15 protein-coding genes and 1 pseudogene are annotated in these 14,012 nt (G+C 45.2%); 5 read left to right on the plus strand and 11 right to left on the minus strand.

What is annotated here, in order from left to right:
• Positions 1–51: 51 nt before the first annotated feature.
• Positions 52–252, plus strand: a complete 201-nt coding sequence (locus MHI48_RS22725; RefSeq protein ID WP_076328258.1) for a hypothetical protein — start codon at positions 52–54, stop codon at positions 250–252.
• Between the two features lie 263 nt (positions 253–515).
• On the opposite strand, the gene MHI48_RS22730 is transcribed toward MHI48_RS22725, so the two are convergent.
• From MHI48_RS22730 to MHI48_RS22740, 3 genes and pseudogenes are all read right to left on the minus strand, one after another.
• The gene (locus MHI48_RS22730) at positions 516–974 is read right to left on the minus strand and encodes a GNAT family N-acetyltransferase (RefSeq protein ID WP_047843914.1); all 459 of its coding nucleotides are present in this window, start codon (positions 972–974) and stop codon (positions 516–518) included.
• Positions 975–1,038: 64 nt separating this feature from the next.
• Positions 1,039–1,140: pseudogene (locus MHI48_RS22735) on the minus strand (glyoxalase); the annotation flags it as partial.
• Between the two features lie 231 nt (positions 1,141–1,371).
• Complete coding sequence (locus MHI48_RS22740) at positions 1,372–2,109, minus strand: cyclase family protein (RefSeq protein ID WP_076328217.1); 738 nt, start codon at positions 2,107–2,109, stop codon at positions 1,372–1,374.
• Between the two features lie 199 nt (positions 2,110–2,308).
• On the opposite strand from MHI48_RS22740, the gene MHI48_RS22745 reads away from it, so the two are divergent.
• Complete coding sequence (locus MHI48_RS22745) at positions 2,309–2,944, plus strand: type 1 glutamine amidotransferase family protein (RefSeq protein WP_036668712.1); 636 nt, start codon at positions 2,309–2,311, stop codon at positions 2,942–2,944.
• Here the strand turns inward: MHI48_RS22745 and MHI48_RS22750 are convergent.
• Positions 2,928–3,854: an NADP-dependent oxidoreductase gene (locus MHI48_RS22750; protein ID WP_076252980.1), complete on the minus strand. Its 927-nt coding sequence runs from the start codon at positions 3,852–3,854 to the stop codon at positions 2,928–2,930. The genes MHI48_RS22745 and MHI48_RS22750 overlap by 17 nt on opposite strands.
• 196 nt (positions 3,855–4,050) lie before the next feature.
• Here MHI48_RS22750 and MHI48_RS22755 point away from each other — a divergent pair, with 196 nt between their 5' ends.
• Entirely contained in the window at positions 4,051–4,929 is an 879-nt protein-coding gene (locus MHI48_RS22755) for a PhzF family phenazine biosynthesis protein (RefSeq protein ID WP_076328218.1), read from the plus strand.
• Between the two features lie 69 nt (positions 4,930–4,998).
• On the opposite strand, the gene MHI48_RS22760 is transcribed toward MHI48_RS22755, so the two are convergent.
• The 5 genes from MHI48_RS22760 to MHI48_RS22780 form a co-directional block, all read right to left on the minus strand.
• Positions 4,999–5,946: an alpha/beta hydrolase gene (locus MHI48_RS22760; RefSeq protein ID WP_076328219.1), complete on the minus strand. Its 948-nt coding sequence runs from the start codon at positions 5,944–5,946 to the stop codon at positions 4,999–5,001.
• Between the two features lie 109 nt (positions 5,947–6,055).
• On the minus strand, positions 6,056–6,772 hold the full coding sequence (locus tag MHI48_RS22765) for an expansin EXLX1 family cellulose-binding protein (protein ID WP_076328220.1): 717 nt from the start codon (positions 6,770–6,772) through the stop codon (positions 6,056–6,058).
• A gap of 338 nt (positions 6,773–7,110) precedes the next feature.
• Positions 7,111–8,316, minus strand: coding sequence for a cation:proton antiporter (locus MHI48_RS22770; RefSeq protein WP_047843919.1), 1,206 nt, complete (start codon positions 8,314–8,316; stop codon positions 7,111–7,113).
• A gap of 3 nt (positions 8,317–8,319) precedes the next feature.
• Positions 8,320–8,826, minus strand: coding sequence for a cation:proton antiporter regulatory subunit (locus MHI48_RS22775; protein ID WP_036617317.1), 507 nt, complete (start codon positions 8,824–8,826; stop codon positions 8,320–8,322).
• On the minus strand, positions 8,816–9,289 hold the full coding sequence (locus MHI48_RS22780) for a GreA/GreB family elongation factor (RefSeq protein WP_051447473.1): 474 nt from the start codon (positions 9,287–9,289) through the stop codon (positions 8,816–8,818). The genes MHI48_RS22775 and MHI48_RS22780 overlap by 11 nt, the downstream gene beginning before the upstream one ends.
• Positions 9,290–9,677: 388 nt before the next feature.
• On the opposite strand from MHI48_RS22780, the gene gdhA reads away from it, so the two are divergent.
• Together gdhA and MHI48_RS22790 are read left to right on the plus strand one after the other, a co-directional pair.
• The gene (gene gdhA, locus MHI48_RS22785; RefSeq protein WP_179086495.1) at positions 9,678–11,063 is read left to right on the plus strand and encodes an NADP-specific glutamate dehydrogenase; all 1,386 of its coding nucleotides are present in this window, start codon (positions 9,678–9,680) and stop codon (positions 11,061–11,063) included.
• A 155-nt stretch (positions 11,064–11,218) separates the two neighbouring features.
• The gene (locus tag MHI48_RS22790; protein WP_017687033.1) at positions 11,219–12,073 is read left to right on the plus strand and encodes a pentapeptide repeat-containing protein; all 855 of its coding nucleotides are present in this window, start codon (positions 11,219–11,221) and stop codon (positions 12,071–12,073) included.
• Between the two features lie 162 nt (positions 12,074–12,235).
• On the opposite strand, the gene MHI48_RS22795 is transcribed toward MHI48_RS22790, so the two are convergent.
• Together MHI48_RS22795 and MHI48_RS22800 are read right to left on the minus strand one after the other, a co-directional pair.
• On the minus strand, positions 12,236–13,213 hold the full coding sequence (locus MHI48_RS22795) for a diaminopimelate dehydrogenase (RefSeq protein WP_017687032.1): 978 nt from the start codon (positions 13,211–13,213) through the stop codon (positions 12,236–12,238).
• A 212-nt stretch (positions 13,214–13,425) separates the two neighbouring features.
• Positions 13,426–14,004, minus strand: coding sequence for a hypothetical protein (locus MHI48_RS22800; RefSeq protein ID WP_047843922.1), 579 nt, complete (start codon positions 14,002–14,004; stop codon positions 13,426–13,428).
• Positions 14,005–14,012 lie beyond the last annotated feature (8 nt).

Below are 14,012 nucleotides of genomic sequence, written 5' to 3' on the forward strand. Positions count from 1 at the left end.
AGAACGTACGTTCGGTATAATGGGATTATCCTGAATAAGCGAGAGGCAGATATGGACGACAAATTTATTAAGGAATTACGCGAGATTAGTCGGGATGACAGACGAAGATCGGAATTTATGATTCAAGGCTTGAAGGAAACACTGCAAGAACGCAAAGAAGAAGGCATACTCAAGCGCTGGATACGGCGTAAGAAAACAGAGAAAAAAATCTCTCAAAGATTTAATCCAGATCCTCACTCGGATCAAAAGTAACAACATAAAAAGGAGGCGGAATACGCCTCCCTTGCTATTTACATATTTGAATCATTTAGACTTTGTTAGTTGTGACTTAACCCATAAGTTTGCCAAAATACAATTTTTTGTTTCAATAGGTCAAATCCTAGCTGGACTTGGTTCCTGATAAGCTTACTTACCTGTTACCAGTTAGCTAAATGAAAAAAGAGCAGCCTACCAACCTGCAGTCTGCCCCGTGCTTTATGAACTAACGTTTCCCGTTAGCTTATAAGTAAGGGTCTCTATAGCTCTTTTACCATCTTCACAACTTCAATTTCATAATTTAAATGCTTATAGAAATTTACGGCACGAAGGTTATTGTTAAAGACATTCAGTATAAGCTGTCGATAGCCTTTTTGCCTTGACCACTCTTCTGCTTTGGTCATGAGTCCCTTGCCGACCCCTTTTCCTTCTCCTTGTGGAGAAACCGCAATCGCCACAATATAGCCTTGTTCTATATCGTTCAATTTATCTTTATGCGGCTGTACTTCAAGGAAACCCAGTAGCTCTCCTGTTTCATCTTCCGCCACAAAAATCTCAGTACCAGGAGAAAGATTGTCTACTGATTCTTGGGCTAGGCTGAGCTGTGATTCTTCCATTTTGTCTGGATCACGCCAGCTCATCAGCTCAAAGTCCATAAATCGTAAAGCCAGACTTACAATGAAATCTTTATCGGACTCTTGAAAAGCTCTAATCTGCATACACTTACCCCTTATATATAATATAAATTATGGAATACCTGTTCTAATCTTAAAATTAATGCCGTTATTTCTCCCAAAGCTCGACCAGTCGACCTTCAGGAACTTCAATCAAAATAAACTTTCCAAATTCACTAGTCTCTTTTTTCTTTGCAAGAAGTACACTAATCTATTCAAGTTGCTTCATAGTCTCGTTTATCATCGTATCTAAGTCCTGTTTATCATCAAATTTTTAGCTATCCGATTACATTAAATATTCGAGGTTTAAATTAAAATACCTTTTTCAAACTATCCTGCCCGTTAACTGAAAAAAAGCCGACTATTCAGCCGGCTGTCTACTTGAGTATCATTATGAGTTCTGTGCCTGATTTATCTAATTCAGCTTTTGATCTACCCCGTATTACGGCAGAATGGCAAAGGATCGAACTGGAAAACCAGAAGCTTTCTCCGCTTTGGGTACAATATTGAAAATAACAGCGCCCTTGGCCGGCACCTGATCCAGGTTTGTTAACAGCTCGACCTGGTATGTATCCTGGGCAAGTACATAATATTCTGCGAGAAGTGCTCCATTCTTCTGATAATCCACCGCTGAATCCGTATCAAAGGTTTCATGACCGATCGCTTGTATTTTTCTCTCCTCAAATAAAAACATGAGCGCACTAACCGACCATCCGGGTGCATGACTGTTGCCCTTATCATCCTTGTTATCAAATGTTTCATGGTTAGGCCAGCGTTTGCTCCAATCGGTACGTAAGGCTACAAAGCTTCCAGCTTCAATCACGCCATGCTCTCTTTCAAATTCAAGAATATGCTCCACATCCAGTGTAAAGTCCGGATTGTTCTCTACTTCGGCGGACTGGTCAATGACCACAAGTGGCAATACAAGCTCCTTCAAACCTAGTTCATCCAGATACCGGGTATCCCGAACGAAGTGGATCGGCGCATCAAGATGTGTCCCGTATTGACCCGGGAACTTGAAGCTCTGGGCAAAGAAACCTTGATCGTGATCAAACAGTGTATCGAATTGTGCTGCCTCAAAAGCTGAAAAATGTGGAGAGCCTGGACCAAACGTATGGGTCAGATCCACCCATTTCTTTTCTTTTAACAATTGAATGGCTTGAATGAGTTCGTTGGACATCCTAATCACCTCATGCACAAAATGGAATAAATTTCCCCTATTATATCTTATTCCACTACAATTGGGGAGCAGTCCCTTATTAGTTCTTAGGGCTGTTAATTTTCAAATTTAAAAACTTCACTGACCGTAGATGTCAGTGAAGTTAATTTATAATACAAAAGTAATCCATTCAATCATGAAAACAAAAGGAGCATGTATGATGCAAACAAAGAACGTATATCTATATGTATTTGATACGATGGCAGACTGGGAGGTAGGATATCTAACTGCTGAATTGAACTCGGGAAGGTATTTCAGGAAAGAGATCCAGCCTTTACAGGTCGTAACCGTAGGCGTGGATAAACATCCGGTAACTACCATGGGCGGATTGAACATCCTTCCTCATATTTCTATTGATGAATGTACATTGAAAGGTGACGACCTCATCATTCTTCCGGGAGGAAACACCTGGATGGACACCATCCATGATCCCCTATTGAAAAAAGTTGCTGCCTCTATAGAAGAGGGTACGGTTATTGCGGCGATTTGCGGTGCGACAGTTGCACTTGCAAAAATAGGAATCCTGGATTCCAGACAGCATACAAGCAATGATTTAGAATACCTGAAGATGATATGCCCAGATTATACTGGAGAAACCTATTATGTAACGGAGCCTGCAGTAACCGATGGAAATTTAGTTACTGCATCTGGAATAGCTCCGTTAGAATTTACAATGCATGTGTTGAAGCTGTTGAATGTCTATACACCAGAAACCTTACAGGCCTGGTACAATCTATATCAGACTCATGAGTCCAAATACTTCTACGAGTTAATGAATTCTATTGCACCTGAATAACCAGTTTCCCGCGGGTATGATGGGTTTCACTCTTCTCATGTGCTTCCCTTACTCCCTGTTGAGTTAGCGGGTATGTTCCATCAATAATCGATTTGAGCTTGCCTTCCGCAGCCAGTTCAGCCAGCTGATCCAGTTGATCCCCTTTGGGCTCCATCATGAAGACGTTGGCCGTTACTCCGGCTTCCTTGGCAAGCTTCTCATCCGGTTGTTCCACCAAGGATACCAGATGCCCGCCAGACTTTAACACCTTGAAGCTATCGCGCTGAATATCACCGCCCATGGTGTCCAGCACAACATCATAACCAGAGAGAATCTCCGAGAAATCTTCTTTTTTATAGTTGATAAAATGATCCACACCCAACGAACGAAGCAACGCTTCGTTTGATTCACTCGCCGTGGAAGCCACTTCAGCGCCGAGGGACTTGGCAATCTGAATGGCATACGTTCCCACACCACCTGCACCAGCATGAATAAGTACCTTCTGTCCTTTGCCTAAACGTCCGTGATCCACAAGTGCCTGCCATGCCGTCATCGCCGCTAGCGGGATCGCTGCTGCTTCCTCGAAACTCAGTTGCTCCGGTATACGGGCAATAATATCCGCATCAACAGCAACATATTCTGCATAGGTTCCGAATTGACGCGGACGCGCAAATACCCGATCACCTTCTCTGAACCTCGTGACATTTGAGCCTGCTTCAGCCACAATACCGGCAACATCGCCGCCCAGAATCAACGGAAAATTCTCCGCTACTTCTTTCATATAACCTTGTCTGATTTTGAAGTCGACCGGATTCACCGACGTGGCATGTGTTCGAATTAATACCTGATTCACTCCACATGTTGGCTTGGCTACTTCTTGTTCCTTCAATTGTTCCGCTCCACCAAATTCCTCAATCACAATTGCTTTCATTAGAAATCCCAGCCTTTCCATTGATTATCGTTATACTCTCTCTCCCTTCATTACCCTTTCCCGGCGATCACTTGACCTATTCATTCAAAATTCACAGCAATCTGGGATTCACAAGCCCGTTCAACAATCGTGATATAATGTCGATTATCGATTACGTTAAATCTTAACCCAATAACTGAACAAGCGAGGTAACACGATGGAAGTAGAAGTAAGTACATTACATGCATTTTCGGACAAGGCTCATGGCGGAAACCCCGCAGGTGTTGTTTTACAAGCAGCGCATTTGTCTGAAACCCAGATGCAGGAGATTGCCAGACAAGTCGGTTTTTCAGAGACTGCGTTTGTTATGCCGTCGGATCAGGCTGATTTCAAAGTACGTTATTTCACCCCAAGTGATGAAGTCGATATATGTGGACATGCCACAATTGCTTTATTTTATCTAATGAAGACACAGCTGCTCGTTAATGTTGGTACATACACACTGGAGACACTGGCCGGAATTCTTAAAGTTGATATCGAAGTCAATGGAGAAGTCTATCTGTCTCAGACGTTGCCGGAGTATGGGGAGATCGTGGATCGACAGCAGATTGCCGATTCGTTACGTATTTCTATGGAGGATTTGCATTCCGAGCTACCTGTACAGATTGTGTCTACCGGGCTACCCGATATCCTGATAGCTGTTAGGGATGTTGATGTTCTGACCAAAATCGACCCTGACTTCCAGCGTATCACTGAAATAAGCAAGGCTCATCATGCCATAGGTTATCACGTGTTTACACTCGAATCAGATGATATGGACGTTCTGGCAGAATGCCGTAATTTTGCACCGCTTTATGATATACCGGAAGAGAGCGCAACTGGCACATCCAATGGTGCAATGCTCTGTTATTTATTCCAGTACAACCAGCTTACAGATCCTCATCTTCACACGTACACGATCAGACAAGGGTATACCATGAACCGCCCCTCCGAGATCCGAGCCAGATTAACGCTGGGCAGCTCTAATGAAATTACACAGATTCAGGTTGGCGGTAATGCAATTCATATCGAAAACATTCAAATACACCTCCCTTAATGGGAGGTGTTTTATGTACGTAGGATATGTAAACTATCTTATGCGAAGCAGTGTAGTAGCCTGTGGTCATCATTGAATTTGTTGTAAAAATCGTAGTACCGCTACCTCCAACTGGTTCAGTCCTGGCTGCTCTATAGGAAAATGACCTGCCCCTTCCAAGATCACACATTCCTTGTCCACCACCAGACGATCAAAAAAAGATTGGCTGAACCTGATCGGTGTCATGGGATCCAGTTCAGGGTGAACCAACAGGACCGGACACTGGTTGAACTGTTCCGGGCTTATTTCCGGTTTTTTATTAAGGAATGTTCTTAATAATTTCAACGGAATACGTGTAGCTGCCGCTTGTGGATCATTCATAATAAGCCGGGTTAAGTCCTGGTTATTAGTAATCAGTTGCATTCGGGATACCTGTTTGACCGAAATACGTACATGATCCAGTAGACCTGGGAACAGATCCATCATCCGTTTTCCCGCCCGACTCACCAGACGATTCGGTGCAAGCTGATCTCGCATTTCCTGATTACTCGTGTCTACAAATGTAGTTGCGATCAAACCCTTAACACGCTTGCTGCGTGCACTGGTGTGATAGGCAAGCATACCGCCGATGCTACTTCCCAATACAACGATTGGCTTGCCGTCTTTTTTGTATTCCCGTTCGATGAGTGACACAAGCAGCTCTATCCAAAGTTCGTAGTTAATACGTGTACCAGACATTGCGTAACTTAACCCATATGGCGGAAGATCTGGCGATACCACCTCGTATCCATGTCGCTGCAACATGCGGGCATACGGAGCGAGCAACCTGCCATTGCCTCCCGCACCATGAATGAACAGAATTTTGATTGAAGACTCCGGCGCAGGCAAGCGATCGATATGCAGATGAACCCCATTTGACTCCCACCATTCTTCCTTAGGAGCTGTATGCTCCCCTAACCTCACTTCTTCCGGGAAAAAGCCCTGATACTGTTTCCAATAGGGATGTGTTGTCTGATATGAAGGCAAACTTTTTTTCATACGTTATATTCTCCTCTATTCGTATACAAAAAAAGCCGTACAGTGTACGACTTTTCGTTAAAAATACGTCTATGACCATACTTCTTTTTATAACAACTCCGTATATCTGTCAATCGGGAAACTGTACATTGCCCGGTACGATATATGCACCACCTGACCCATCATTAGGCAGAGCCGGGATCGTGTCATTTAATACCTGACCGCGAATATCGGTAATACGAACGTTTAGTTTTTCTTTGCCCAGTCCAGTTCCGAGGAAATGATTATAGTCTTGCTTTTCAAGATTGAGCCACGTACCATCCTTCTGTTTCACTTCGAACTTCAGCACCGGATATTTGTGATTACGAACCTGAATGGCTGCCCACCACTGACTGCTGCCTTCCTTGATCCGATAGGAGACGTTGCCTTGAATTGGAGCTTTGACCACTTTCCAGCTGATATCGATTTTGCCTGCCTTTGGGTCACCGATCAAGTTAAAGGCATTCGGTGAGAGATCCAGCGCTCCGCTGGCGCCTTCTGGATAAAGGTCTGTTACATAGACGGTTGTTTTACCTTTAGGACCCTGCACCTCGAGATAGGCTCCCGCTAAAGCGGCTTTGACACCGTTATAATTGAGTTGGAACGGATTAAGTGCAGTAATCTTCATGTCTGCCGGGATGGGATCAAGCAACACTGCACCTCCCGAGTAACCTGAGCCTGTATACGTCGCGTAACCCTGATATGTATCGTTCCATGCGGCAGATGCAGGTAGAGCAAATAATACGAGACTGAGCAATATTCCTGTACCGGCCCATTTTAACCGTTGAAATCTACTTTTCTTGTTCATGAGCTATTCCTCCTCGTCCGTTCTCGTGTAAATGGTTGGTTCAACTACTAGATTTGAATATAACATTATTTTACATAATAACTTCTTATTTTCAATCCCTCTTTACCAAATCACAACTATAGTCCTGCCTCTAGACTTAAACATTCACGACCACGCACAAGATATGGATACATACCATAATTTAGTGGAATAGGTATAATAACAAGGCTGTATTCGATGGGTTCCCCGTAATAAAAAAACGCCACACCCCGGAGTAATTTCGCTCTCCAAATGGTGTGGCGCCTATTAAACACTACGGTCAGAATACCCTATCTGTCCTAGGACAGACAGCGTTTGACTCAACCCGTTTCCCTTCGTTTCATCCGCTTCCTTAGCCGCGCATACGATGCGTAAATCCGCGGAGATTCTTTGGTCAGGATAGGCCCCAGCACAGCCAGAATTAACACATACAACACGGCAAACGATTGGATGGATGCCATCAGCCCTCCGGCCTTGCCGATGTTCGCCATGATAATGGAGAATTCACCCCGCGAGACCAGGGTAAAGCCCACATTCAATGATGCTTTAGGGCTCATTCCAGCCAGTCTGCCAGCGATCATACCTGCACCATAGTTACTGGCAATCGTCAGAATAACGGCAATAATCGTCATCCCAACAGCTCCGCCAAGTGAAGCCGGCTCGATGGTCAGGCCAAAACTGAAGAAGAAAATTGCACCAAAAAAATCTTTGAAAGGCATGATCTGATGTTCAATCCGACTCACATGTCTTGATTCGCCCAACACAAGCCCCATCATCAACGCTCCAATAGCTTCCGCTACGTGCAGCGTCTCCGAGAAACCGGCTACCAGGAAGAGCAGTGTCATGACGGTAAGCAGAAACAACTCTGATGACTTGATATTCAGTGCCTTATCAATATATTTGATGCTTTTCCTGCCAATAATCAGGAACAGCACAATAAACAGCAGGGCAGACAGCGATACTAACAGAACACTTAAGAATGAAGTTGCCCCGCTGAGCACAAGCCCGGTCAGGATGGAGATATGAATCGCGATGAACAAGTCATCAAACATGATCATGCCCATAATAATCTCTGTTTCAGGGTTTGCCGTGCGTTTCAGATCAACGAGCACTTTAGCTACAATGGCTGTAGAAGAGCTGGTCATGATCCCGCAGACAACAAGTGTCTCCTGAAGGGGCAGATCCATGAACCACCCCAACAGCAATCCAGAGACAAAATTCAGGCCCACATAGAACATGCCCCCGGTCAGAATGGCTTTGCCAGACTTTAATAACCGGGAGACCGAGAACTCCAAACCCAGATAAAATAACAAAAACAGAATGCCAAGCCTGCCCATAAATTCAATAAAGGTCGAACTTTCGATAAAACGTAAATCCACTATGCCAATTTGTGGTGCATGTGGTCCAACAGCCATACCAATCAGGATATAGAAAGGAATGACCGAAAATCGTAATCGTGAAGATATCAGCCCAGTAAGTGTAATCAGCGCAACGGCAATTCCCACTTCGAATATGAGCATATCCATAGGCTAAGTCCGTCCATCAGTTAACAATTGTTTGAGATGTTTGATCTGATTCCGTTCACCGGCAACTACAATTGTAGCTCCAGCGGTAAAAGCATAATCCGGGCCTGGATTAAAATGCTTCTCCTTATCCTTGGTCACAACAGCGAGAATTACGGCGCCCGTGGCCTGACGGATATCCAGTTCACCAATCGTCATGCCTACGCTTGCGGCGTGAGGCTCAATCCGTAGCCATTCGATTAACAGCCCTTCAAGCATCACTTCACGCTCATCCTGAAACTTCGGTTTATAGGTCATACCACCAACAATAGCGGCTACCGCCCGGGCTTCATCATCGTCCAGGGTGACAAGAGATACCATATCACCCACCTCTTCAGGTGTATCTCCTGACTCCATATGGAACAGGTCACGTCGCTCGTCGTTATGAATCACTATGACCAAATGCTCACCACTACGGGTATGCAGCCAGTATTTACGTCCAATCCCGGGTAAGTCCGTCTCTTTAAAGTGCATGATCTGCACCCCCTAGCGCCGGCTCGTTCAAGGTTTCGCTTTTCAGCTCGATCCCCGTAATGCGGATTCTCATGGAACCTGATGGTGTATGAACAGACTTAACTTCCCCTTTACTGCCAAGCAGTAATTGACTCCCTACTGGAGAGAGGAAGGAAATACGACCCTCATCAGGATTAGTATCCTCTGGCATGACAATCATGAAAGAATCTGACGTATGAAAATCGAGATATTCAAAATCAATATGACTGCCGATCAATACAGCTGAGTCCAGATCTTCATCAGGACCCAGGAGCAGTTTTTCCACATACTCTGTATATGCGGACAATTGTTTTTCCAATTGTATCCGCTCTGGATCACGCGCGTCGAAATAGGCGTCGAGAAATGTTCTTTTCTCTTCACCGAATGTAAATAGCTGGCTCACCAGCTTCTCTCTGCAATTATGGCGGGAGGTCCTATGGTTCATAATAAATTTCACCCCCTATACAAGCCTTGTTCTCCATGTTGATTGGCATGTTTCTCTTCATCATCTTGTTTTCCTCCTTTATATTTTAAAAAGATCCCGGAATACGAGACCTTCTTACCATCTTACCAAAACTAATATTTTAATCCAGTATATTCGTCTAACTTGCTTTTTTATTATCATTTGTGGTCATATCTTCCATTTAATAACTTAATTCTTCACATCATATGGTAGATCCATAGAACATTTTAATTACTGCATAAAAAACATTTTATGAATTTTCATCTCGTATTTTTATTTGCTTTCCTGTATATTTAACTACAAACTTTTATTCAATTTATGCAAATAAGCCTCTACAGACTTTAACACAATAAAGGAGTGCATCGAAAAAGTGTCCACGATAACAAAAGAAACTACAGAGTCCGTTCAAGTTACTGCCGCAGAATATGTTCATTCCGTTTATGAGTCGGTTGTCGCCAGAAATCCGCACGAAGACGAGTTCCATCAGGCTGTCAAAGAAATTCTGGATTCCCTTATTCCTGTTATTGAAGCACACCCCAAGTATAAGAACCATAGTCTGTTGGAACAGCTTGTTGAACCCGAACGTGTAATCACATTCCGTGTCCCATGGGTAGATGATCAGGGCAAAGTTCAGGTTAACCGTGGATTCCGGGTGCAATTCAACAGTGCCATTGGCCCTTACAAAGGCGGACTTCGCTTCCATCCTTCTGTATACTCGGGCATCATCAAGTTCCTTGGATTCGAACAGATCTTCAAAAATGCTTTGACCGGTCTGCCCATTGGCGGTGGTAAAGGTGGTTCTGACTTCGATCCCAAAGGAAAATCGGATCTGGAAGTCATGCGTTTCACGCAAAGCTTCATGACAGAGCTGTACAAATATATCGGTTCCGATACGGATGTACCGGCAGGTGACATTGGTGTAGGCGCACGGGAAATCGGTTACATGTTCGGCCAATACAAACGTATCCATGGCGGGCATGAGGCAGGCGTATTGACAGGAAAAGGTCTGCTGTACGGAGGAAGCTTGGCACGTAAGGAAGCTACTGGCTTCGGCTGTGTGTACTTCGTGAAGGAGATGTTGCAATCCAAGGGGCTCAGCTTCCAAGACAGCACAGTCGTTGTCTCTGGCTCTGGTAATGTGTCCATCTATGCCATTCAGAAGGCACAGGAGCTTGGAGCTACAGTTGTGGCGTGTAGTGACTCAGGTGGCTATATACACGATCCACAAGGCATCAACCTGGATACCGTGAAACGTCTGAAAGAGGTTGATCGTCTTCGCATCAGCGAATACATCAACGAACATCCGCATGCTACATATACCGAAGGCTGTGAAGGCATTTGGTCTATCCCTTGTGATATTGCTCTTCCATGTGCAACGCAAAATGAGATCGATGAAGAAGCTGCGGCCCTTCTAATCAAAGGTGGCGTGAAGGCCATTGGCGAAGGGGCGAATATGCCTTCCACCCTGGCTGCCATTGACGTCTTCCACGGTGCAGGCGTGCTGTTCGGTCCAGCCAAAGCGGCTAATGCCGGAGGTGTAGCCGTGTCTGCTCTTGAAATGTCACAGAACAGCATGCGGTTGTCCTGGTCATTTGAAGAAGTAGACGCCAAGCTGCATGACATCATGAAGAACATCTACACCAGCTGTGTAGAAGCTGCTGAAGAGTATGGCTGTGAAGGCAACCTCGTAGCCGGAGCGAATATCGCCGGTTTCCTCAAGGTAGCGGATTCCATGATTGCTCAAGGTGTAGTTTAATTTAAATACGTGATTCTCCACGATCAAAGGGCGTTCCCATCCATTTGGGTAACTGCCCTTTTTTCCTTGTCTTCAATTGCTCTAATCGCAATGCAATGGTAAAGTGGTACTGACGTAATTCCATCTATTTGTACTATTATAAGGAAGTGTTTACATTGTCTAACCAACCATTTGCCAGCACTGCGAGTCCTCATCTTAGCGCAGACTGTGAGCAATGTTTTGGCCTGTGCTGTGTTGCCTTGCCCTATGGCAAGTCATCTGACTTTGCTTTTGATAAAGCCAGCGGCACACCCTGTCCCAATCTGCGCACGGACAATCGCTGCGGTATCCATACCCAGCTTCGGCAGAAAGGGTTCAAAGGTTGCACGGTATACGACTGTTTCGGAGCTGGACAGAAGCTGTCCCAAGTGACCTACGCGGGCAAAGATTGGCGTGATCATCCAGAGTCTGCAAACGAGATGTTCGATTGTCTACCTGCCTTGCGACAACTTCACGAGTTGCTCAGTTATATGAAGGAAATGATGATGAGACCGGAGACGTCATCCCTTCACTCGGCATTTGGTGAGTTATATGAGGAGATTGAGCACTTGAGCAATCTGGAGCCTGCGGCACTCCTCCGTCTGGACATCGCCAATTATCGGTCCAGTGTGAATCAACTCTTGGTCCAGGCAAGTGAGATGGTACGCGCGAATGTGCCACCCACCGCTCATGGACAAGGGAAGTCGAAGAAGAGTAAAAAACGTACCGGAAGTGACTTTTTTGGTGCCAATTTAAAAGGAGCTGACCTGCGGGGCGCAAGCTTCCGAGGGGCTTTAATGATCGCAGCCGATCTTCGAAATGCAGATACACGAAATGCGGATTGGATTGGTGCGGACTTGCGGGATACGGATCTGGGCGATGCAGACCTGAGAGGTGGCATCTTCCTGACGCAATCCCAGATTAATGCAGCCAAAGGTAATGTGAATACCAAGTTGCCGGATCATCTTAACATTCCCTCACACTGGGTGTAGGGTGCCATTTCCGCAAGAGCATAAGCAGGGATACAGGCAATATAGTACCTGCCAATTCATATGAATGTATGAATCGTATACAGCAACAGCCAAAAAAAACAGCTCGTCCTATACATCCAAGGACGAGCTGTTTGTTATAGTAATCACTGGAACGAATCAGAATTATAACAAGTCGCGGCGAAGATCTTCAGCCGATTTCGGAGACAAGTGACCGAGCGGAATATCAAATACCGTTTTCGCTCCTTTGTGTCCTTCCACGCTCAAGCGTTGTGCGGCTCTTGCATACGCTACAAGTACGCTTGCTGTAAATTCAGGATTGCTGTCGAGTTTCAGACCAAATTCAATAATTTGCTTTTGACCGGCACCTGTAACCCCACTGCGAATAACAAATCCACCATGCGGCATACCTTCATGCTCGGATTTCAATTCTTCTTCGCTAATAAATGTTACCGTTGTATCGTAATCTGCAAAATAGTTAGGCATCGACACAATCGTCTCACGGATCTCATCCTGATTAGCACCATCTTCTGCTACCACATAACATTGACGCAGATGTTTCTCGCGTGTAGACAGCTCTGGTGTCTCCCCTGCACGAATGCGGTTGATCACCTCTTCAACAGGTACAGTATACTGTACACCCGCCTTAACGCCTGGAACACGACGAATAGCATCCGAGTGGCCTTGGCTCACACCTTTGCCCCAGAACGTGTACTCTTTTCCTTCTGGCAGGATGGACTGTGCAAGCAGACGGTTCATGGAGAACAAGCCTGGATCCCAACCTGTGGAAATGACACTTACGTGACCGCCTTGCTCTGCCGCAGCATTAACTTCTTTGTAGAATTCAGGAATTTTCGCATGTGTATCGAAGCTATCTACCGTATTGAACAACTTGGCGATGGCTGGTGTCTGCTCTGGAAGGTCGGTTGCAGAACCACCACAGAGGATCATAACATCAACCTTGCCTATGTATTGCTCCGCTGCAGAGATATGCTCAAAACGTACTTCTGTGCTTTCAGCGACCATCTGCTCCGGATTACGACGTGTAAACACAGCAATCAGTTCCATATCCTCGTTCTGGGAAATGGCTTTCTCTACACCTTTACCCAAGTTACCGTAACCAACAATACCCACTCTAATCATGTTCAATCCTCTCCTGTCTTCTTCTATAGTTGTCTATTACTCTGTTTATAATGATATAACATAACATGTAACCTGTCAGGTTTCCAGTTCGAAATAAAAATACCTTGCAGCGGTGCAGCAATAATGCGGCTCCGTATGCAAGGTATTATGGCGTTCATTCGTTATTTTAGGAAGAAAAAAAGCAGGAAAGAAAAATAGCCCTTATCTTCTGCTTATGATTCTGTCCAGGTCAACGTCAGTTCAATGACGCCTTCCTGTCCCGCCAATGTTCCTCCAATCAAGGACCAGACATCCTGCGTTTCTGGATCGGTTCCCTGAATGATAATATTTTTGTCATCGATCGTCTGACCTGCATCCGTCAACTTTTTGGCGTTGAAGTAATCTTTATACAGCTGAGATACGGTTTTCATATCTTGTTCAGTGGAGAAAATCACCATCGCCGATTGCTTGCCTTCATTCTCACCAGAATTGGCTAAACGAATTGTTGCATCTTCCGGCAATGGGAAATCACTTGGCAAGTTCTCCGGCAACTCATTGGTTCCAGCAGACGTTTCTTCACCACTATCCGAGTCCGAGTCGGTTGGTGCAGTCGTACCCTCCGTTTCGGTCACTGCACTTGTTGTTGCTTCGCTTGCACCTTCATCAGTCGCTTGTTCACCAGTTCCGGAGGAAACTTCAGTGTCCACCTTCTCCGTATCACTCGGTTCGTCTGCCGCGCTACTGCAAGCACTCAAGGCCACTACCATCGCCAGTGCCGCACAAGCCAATACATATTTCCTTCTCTTTACCATCCGTTACC

Source organism: Paenibacillus sp. FSL H7-0942 (assembly GCF_045040715.1).
Classification (GTDB): domain Bacteria; phylum Bacillota; class Bacilli; order Paenibacillales; family Paenibacillaceae; genus Paenibacillus; species Paenibacillus amylolyticus.